This is a genomic window from Salipiger sp. HF18 (assembly GCF_011806505.1).
GTDB classification, from domain to species: domain Bacteria; phylum Pseudomonadota; class Alphaproteobacteria; order Rhodobacterales; family Rhodobacteraceae; genus Salipiger; species Salipiger thiooxidans.
In genome coordinates this window covers 1-3,242 of the sequence record NZ_JAATOS010000444.1, presented here as the reverse complement: position 1 = coordinate 3,242, position 3,242 = coordinate 1, and the positions used below count along the sequence as shown (strand labels likewise).

5 protein-coding genes are annotated in these 3,242 nt (G+C 65.3%); 4 read left to right on the top strand and 1 reads right to left on the bottom strand.

Going from position 1 to position 3,242, the window contains the following annotated elements; translation table 11 throughout:
* The 3 genes from HC022_RS22125 to HC022_RS22115 form a co-directional block, all read left to right on the top strand.
* Positions 1-235: aminotransferase class IV (locus HC022_RS22125; RefSeq protein ID WP_175583690.1), on the top strand; the 235-nt coding region annotated here is incomplete at its 5' end.
* Between the two features lie 217 nt (positions 236-452).
* Positions 453-1,937 carry an AMP nucleosidase gene (locus tag HC022_RS22120; RefSeq protein ID WP_089958700.1) on the top strand — a complete coding sequence of 495 codons (1,485 nt, stop codon included), beginning with the start codon at positions 453-455 and terminating at the stop codon, positions 1,935-1,937.
* Between the two features lie 140 nt (positions 1,938-2,077).
* Positions 2,078-2,365: an HU family DNA-binding protein gene (locus HC022_RS22115; protein ID WP_008883113.1), complete on the top strand. Its 288-nt coding sequence runs from the start codon at positions 2,078-2,080 to the stop codon at positions 2,363-2,365.
* Between the two features lie 140 nt (positions 2,366-2,505).
* On the opposite strand, the gene HC022_RS22110 is transcribed toward HC022_RS22115, so the two are convergent.
* Positions 2,506-2,934 carry an organic hydroperoxide resistance protein gene (locus tag HC022_RS22110; RefSeq protein ID WP_167453844.1) on the bottom strand — a complete coding sequence of 143 codons (429 nt, stop codon included), beginning with the start codon at positions 2,932-2,934 and terminating at the stop codon, positions 2,506-2,508.
* 108 nt (positions 2,935-3,042) lie between these two features.
* On the opposite strand from HC022_RS22110, the gene HC022_RS22105 reads away from it, so the two are divergent.
* On the top strand, positions 3,043-3,242 hold a 200-nt coding region (locus HC022_RS22105), incomplete at its 3' end, for a MarR family winged helix-turn-helix transcriptional regulator (protein WP_368484718.1).

Here is a 3,242-nt window from a genome sequence, read left to right as displayed (position 1 = left end):
CTGCTTCCTCAACGGCCTGACCCGTCAGACCGTCATCAAGATGATGAAGGAGAAGGGCATCACCGTGCATGAGCGCCACATCATGCCCGAGGAACTCTCGAACTTCGAGGGCTGCTTCCTGACCGGCACCGCCGCCGAGGTCACCCCGGTTGGCCAGATCGGCGACTACACCTTCACCGTCGGCAACCTGGTGCTGGACATCGCTGCCTCCTACGAGGCGCTGGTCCGGGCCTGATCGCGCCACAAACCTGAATTGACGAACGCCCCGCGACACCGGTCGCGGGGCGTTTCGCGTTTCCGGGGCACGGCGAGGGCAGGGCGAAGGCAGGGCGGTTTTCGCCCCCGGGATGTGCCGTGACGCAGCGGTTTCATGGTTAACGGTCACACTGCCGCTTGAACGCCCCTCTCCTTGATGCCAGTTTGCCGGGAAACAGGCCGAAAGAGAGGCAAGCATGCAGGACTCGTACGCCCCACTGGAGATCGTCAGCCCGGAGGCTCCGGAGCCCGAACTCTTCTCCGATGCGGGGGCCGCGGTGGATCGTCTCTGCGAGCTCTACGACCTGTCCGCGGGCTTCCTGCACGACCGGTTCCTCGCCGCGATGAGCGACGGGCACCCCGGGGTGCGCATCCGCGCCTTCTATCCCGAGGTGCGCATCACCACCACGAGCCACGCCAAGGTCGACAGCCGCCTGAGCTTTGGCCACGTGCCCGCGCCCGGCACCCACGCCACCAGCATCACCCGCCCGGACCTGTTCCGGCACTACCTCAAGCAGCAGATCCGCCTGCTGCTCGAGAACCACGGGGTGCCGGTGCAGGTGGGGCTCTCGACGACGCCGATGCCGGTGCATTTCGCCGTCGCCAACTATCCCGAGCTCACGGTGCCGCAGGAGGGGGCGGGGCGCTTCGTGCTGCGCGACGTCTTCGACGTGCCCGACCTGAGCGTGACCAACGACGACATCGTGAACGGTGTCGCCAAGCCCGCCGAGGATGGCGCCGGGCCGCTCGCGCCCTTCACCGCGCAGCGGGTCGACTACTCTCTGGCGCGGCTCGCGCATTACACCGCGACCGATCCCAGGCACTTCCAGAACCACGTGCTGTTCACCAACTACCAGTTCTACGTCAGCGAGTTCGAGGCCTATGCCCGCCAGCAGCTCGCCGATCCGGACAGCGGCTACACCAGCTTCGTCTCGACCGGCAACGCCGAGATCACCGATGCCGAGGCCGCGCTGCCGCTCAGCCCCAAGATGCCGCAGATGCCGACCTACCACCTCAAGCGCCCGCACGGCGCGGGCATCACGCTGGTGAACATCGGGGTGGGGCCCTCGAACGCCAAGACCGCCACCGACCACATCGCCGTGCTGCGCCCGCATGCCTGGCTGATGGTGGGGCACTGCGCCGGGCTGCGCAGTTCGCAGTCGCTGGGCGATTTCGTGCTCGCCCACGCCTACCTGCGCGAGGACAAGGTGCTCGACGACGACCTGCCGGTCTGGGTGCCGATCCCGGCGCTGGCCGAGATCCAGGTGGCGCTCGAGACCGCCGTGGCCGAGGAGACCCAGCTCGACGGCTACGACCTCAAGCGGGTGATGCGGACCGGCACCGTGGCCTCGGTCGACAACCGCAACTGGGAGCTTCGCGATCAGTCCGGCCCGGTGCAGCGGCTGTCGCAATCCCGGGCCGTGGCGCTCGACATGGAAAGCGCGACGATCGCCGCCAACGGCTTCCGCTTCCGGGTGCCCTACGGCACGCTGCTCTGTGTCAGCGACAAACCGCTGCACGGCGAATTGAAGCTTCCCGGCATGGCCAGCGACTTCTACAAGACGCAGGTCGCGCGGCACCTGATGATCGGCATTCGCGCGATGGAACGGCTTCGCGGAATGCCGCTTGAGAGGCTGCATAGCCGGAAGCTGCGTAGCTTTGAGGAAACAGCTTTCCTCTGAAGTGGAGGAACACCGCCGAAACACCGCAATATGCGCAGTTTTCCCTTGCAAACACCCACTATTCGTTGTGTTTGAACTCCATATAATGTTACGCTTACGCGACGAGGCCCATTACTTCGGGCAGTTAAGGAGACCATGAAATGGCGAAACCGATGACCAAAACCCAGCTTGTGGCCGCACTGGCCGAGGAGATGGGCGCAGACAAAAAAACCGCGTCCGCCGCGCTGGACGCGATCACCGGCATCATCACCAAGGAAGTCGCCGACGGTGGTGCAGTGACCCTTCCTGGCGTCGGCAAGATCTATTGCCGCGAGCGCCCGGAGCGCATGGTCCGCAACCCCGCGACCGGCGAGCAGTTCAAGAAAGAGGCCGACAAGCAGGTCAAGATGACCATCGCCAAGGCCCTCAAGGACAGCGTCAACGGCTGATCCTTTTTGAAGCTCCTTCGGGAGGCTTCGGATTCCAAGGACCGCTTCGGCGGTCCTTTCTTTTTGCCTTCAGCACCTGGCGTACCTGACCCCGGTGCGCGCGACCCGCCTGCAAGTGCGGGCGCGCGGGAGAGGGGGCGTCAGAGGACGACGATCTCGACCTCGATGTTGCCCTTGGTGGCGTTCGAGTAGGGGCAGATGAAGTGGCCGCGCTCGGCGATCTTCTCGGCCACGTCGCGCTCCAGCCCCGGCAGGGAGACCTCGAGCGTGACCTTCAGGCCGAAACCGCCGTCGCTGCGCGGGCCGATCCCCACATGGGCGTTCACTGAGGCATCCTCGGGCACGGTGCCGAGCTTCTCACTCTGCGCCGCGAAGCGCATCGCGCTGAGGTAGCAGGCCGCGTAGCCAAGCGCGAAGAGCTCTTCGGGGTTGTGGCCCTTGCCGTCGCCGCCAAGCTCCTTGGGGCTCGACATGGTGACGGTCAGCATTCCGCTGGCCAGTTTCGCGTGACCGTTGCGGCCGCCGCCAAACGCGGTGGCTTCGGCCCAGTACTTGGGATCGACGGACATGAGGTTTTCCATTCGCGTGCGATTATATCGGGTGCGATATAAATAGAGGGTGCGCCACCGCGAGTCAACTCCCTTGCGATCCTGTCGCGTGCGATCTATTTTCCGGAAATGCAGCTGACACCTCCCGACATGATCTGTTTCGCGCTCTACTCGGCGCAGCACGCGATGCAGCAGGCCTATGCCGACCTGCTCGACGACATCGGCCTGACCTATCCGCAGTATCTGGTGATGACGGCGCTCTGGGCCGAGGACGGGCGCACGGTGGGGGCGCTCGGGCGCGAGCTGCGGCTGGAATCGAACACGCTCAC